Below are 3396 nucleotides of genomic sequence, written 5' to 3'. Positions count from 1 at the left end.
CGCGGTGTTGGCAATCGATGTGGCCGCCAACATTTCCGGATTGATCAGGCTGGCTGCGCCATTGGTGGCGGCTCGGCTGGCAGGAGAGTAGTGGCCGGCCTTGCCGATCAGAAGTGGAAGGACAGGGAGGCTGAGCCGAACTGGTGCAGGCCGCCGCTCTGGCCGTTGAACTCCTGGGTCTGGGCGACGTAGGCAAAGGTCAGCCGCATGCCGTAGGCCATGACCGCGAAGCCGCCTTGCATCTCGGCCACGTCCCAAATTGTGGAGACATGCGGGCCGCCGCGGAACGGGCTGGACTGCAGCAGCATGTCGTATCCGACCGCCTGGACGTCAGCGCCGGCGAAAACGTACCAGGCGAACGGACGGGTCGGGGTGAAGGCGTCACCGCCGCTGAGGCCGGGGCGCACCCGCGGCACACCAAAATCCGAATTGAGGCCCTGGCCGATGCGGAAGGTCACGCCGGTCTGGATGTAGTCCCGCAGGTCGCCAAGGCCGATGGTCAGCGACGGCAGGGCGTCGGTCTCCATTCCGGCCACGGGCGCGATCGGCAGGCGCCAGGTGCGCTCATGCAGCACCTGGAAGGCGGGGACGTTTTGGATCTGGCCACCCCAGCCGTTTGTGCGGTCCTGGCCGATCAGATTGTGGAAGCCGTTCTGCACGTTCTCGGCCCCTGCGGCCGGGCCGACGACTCCGGCGCTGACGGTCAGGACGCTGCGGCTGTCCTCGGTGTCGCTCATCAACGAGAAGTTGGCGAGCAGAACACCGGCGTAAGGGCGGTCGTGCGGGTCAGGCTGGAACAGAGTGGTATTAGACGGGGTGTAGATCTGCTGAGCAAGATTGAAGGCGATCCGCTGCTGGCCGCCGCCCCACAACGTGTGGCCCAGGTCGACCAGGAAATTGGGCACGTAGCCGGTCGGCCCTGTCCACCCCAGGCGCAGGCCGTTGACGTAGAAGCGATCAGTCAGCTTGTTGGTCGAGATCGATGCGTTCTCGTCTTGAATAGTCCAGATGCTCTGAGGATCGGCGGCAGGCTGCGCCTTCGCCCCGATCCCGGGCAGGAGGAAGAGAGCAGTCAGGGCTGTTACAGTCCGAAAATTCATGAGGCGGGCACTTTGAGCAGGAGAGACGCAGCGAAACACAGACATGCCGGGGAAAGTCATGCTTCGTCAACACTTGAGATGCCCGGGGGGCGAGGTAGGTTCCCCCGCCTGGACGGATGGCTGCGTGGTCTAAGGCAGCGGGTTTGAAATATGCCGGTTACAGTGGCTGAATCATCTCGCGCTGTCCGTAATATCGGCACAGCGGCCGCTCCGACCACTCACGGGCTCGTGTATGGCTCTGCCGATTCGCCCTGTTCCGAGTGGTCCGGTGTCAAATCGGGTCCCAGGTTGGTCCTCGGTTCAGATCCATCAAACCGGACGTCAGCGGGAGCTCGTCTAGTCGCAGAATCCGCCGGCCGTTCTATCGGTGCTGAACCGCCGTTTCATCGGCGGCGCCGAGGACTGCTGGGAGCGCGCCGCGACGACACGGCAGATCGAGAGCCCCATGCCCAGGCCATCGGGTTTGGTTATGTAAATGCATCGGACAAGCGGTCGGAATTCACCGGCGGCAGGTTGCTGCTTGAAGTTATCGATATTCTACCCGGCTCCGCCGAGGGCATCCTTGGGGCCGGTCAGCAACTTGAATGGGACGGGTCTCTGACGCCCGGCGACCTTCACTTCGGTCAAGGCTGGAAAGCTGCGAATGAAGGCGAGATCTTCTTCGTTGGCGAGGATGGCGCCGGGTTGGACGTTGAAGAAGAGTTTGGGAACGTCACTCTTCGAGAGCCAATCTGCTGAGGCGCCGACGATCTTGACTACATCGGCGGGATGACCATCCACTGGAATTTATCGGGGCCACGTCAGCGTCGGACGCCGGCCTTCGCCGGGCTCAAGGAACGGGCGCCATACTGCGCCATTTCCTCGTTTGAGAGGGTTCGCAGGATTGCACCTGGGAGGATCTTCTCGATGAAGAAGTTGTCGCGCAGAACCATTTCCTCACCACGCTCGGAGCGAAGCCCCGCCAAGGCCCAGCGCATAGTGATCTTGTCCCAGTGATCCCGGCCCTGCGGCTTTACAATCGCCTCTCCGAACGCGATGCCTTTTACAGCTTCGCGATGGCGGTCGGCCCAGCGGAAGCCCAGCGCCGAGCCCCAGTCGTGAATGACGAGGGTCACGTTCTTCCGCACATCCAGGGCTTCGAGCAGAGCATCCAAGTGGGCCCGATGCTCGACGAAGCGGTATGAGTCCGGGCCGCTGTTGGGGAGCTTGTCGGAGTCGCCCATGCCGGATGGTTTGATCACCAGTCTCTGTTTACGTGGCCTTCCGAATTAATACCTGGCGCCTGTCGATGGGATGTTTGTCGGGTTGAGGAGCGTCGATTTAGTTCCCGCTCCCTGGAGTTCTCGGGCAACATCCTGCTTGAGCAAGTAGAGAGAGACGGCCAGCAGGACGAGGTCCTTTAGAAGGAAGGCCGAGTTCATCGTCATCGCTGGGAATCCTCCGGAGGCTGCATCCCAGGCGTCGGGGACGAACGGTAGCACAGTGAAGGTCGCGATGAAGGTGGCCGTTGAACCGAGCGCGCCCAGAATGCCCGCCTTTTTGTTCCAAAAACCGAGGAGCAATAGCGTGCCGAAGGTCCATTCTGAAGCCCCCAGGAAAATGGCCGTACCGCGAATGCCCAGGACCGGGATCGTCCAGAAGATGAGCGGACCGTGGGTGATGATGGGCAACAGCCCTCTAATCTCCGCTTCATGCCACTTATCCCACCCGAACCAGGCGAAGATGATCACCATCGCGGCGCGAATCACGTGATAGTCGAGGTCGCTTTTCAAGAGACTCGACTGGCTGAGCCTATCGGCTGGGTAGTTCATGATTTCCTTCATGTTCGAAGCCCGTTGCTGCACGCTGTTGTTCGCGGGCTATCGAGAGATAAGTTGCGGATGTAACAAATGCCGGCGAGCCGGGGCAGTCGGACCGCATGCGGCTGGATCATGGTTTGCGCCCCTCTTCGTAGGCACCGTCGAGCACATAGATAGCGGAACGGTCGAAACTGATGATTCCGGTACGCAATCGATTGTGCCAGCGATCTGCTCGTAATGGCTCACATCGAGGAAACGGTGCAACGATAACGGTTCCGGCGCATGCGGTGCGCCCACCTGGCCGTAGAAGAAGCCGTCAACGTTGACCTTTCGATAGTAGATCGTCTGCAAGACGCTTTTCCTTCAATAGTTCTCTACAGCTACTGGGCTGGCGACCTCGATATTATTCCGGCATAACGGGTTCGAGCTTTGAGCAGGCCGTGTGGCCGCTGCATCGCCGCGCAGAGCGCTTGCGGAGAGGCGTGGCGGGAGAAGGC

The 3396-nt window shown here is 61.2% G+C and carries 4 protein-coding genes; all 4 read right to left on the bottom strand.

The features are described from left to right. Nucleotides 1-107: 107 nt before the first annotated feature. The 4 genes from AC3XYG_RS17615 to AC3XYG_RS17600 all read right to left on the bottom strand — a co-directional run bounded on the left by AC3XYG_RS17615 (nt 108) and on the right by AC3XYG_RS17600 (nt 2923). On the bottom strand, nt 108-1160 hold the full coding sequence (locus AC3XYG_RS17615; RefSeq protein WP_489141153.1) for a lipid A deacylase LpxR family protein: 1053 nt from the start codon (nt 1158-1160) through the stop codon (nt 108-110). Between the two features lie 477 nt (nt 1161-1637). Further along, nucleotides 1638-1880, bottom strand: a complete 243-nt coding sequence (locus tag AC3XYG_RS17610) for a hypothetical protein (RefSeq protein WP_489141152.1) — start codon at nt 1878-1880, stop codon at nt 1638-1640. 20 nt (nt 1881-1900) lie between these two features. Then, entirely contained in the window at nt 1901-2341 is a 441-nt protein-coding gene (locus tag AC3XYG_RS17605; protein ID WP_489141151.1) for an alpha/beta fold hydrolase, read from the bottom strand. A gap of 27 nt (nt 2342-2368) precedes the next feature. Then, complete coding sequence (locus AC3XYG_RS17600; RefSeq protein ID WP_489141150.1) at nt 2369-2923, bottom strand: YkgB family protein; 555 nt, start codon at nt 2921-2923, stop codon at nt 2369-2371. Nucleotides 2924-3396 lie beyond the last annotated feature (473 nt).

The sequence above is a fragment of the Inquilinus sp. genome (assembly GCF_057815775.1).
Note: the sequence above shows the minus strand (reverse complement) of the source record. Positions and strands in the feature narration are given on the sequence as shown.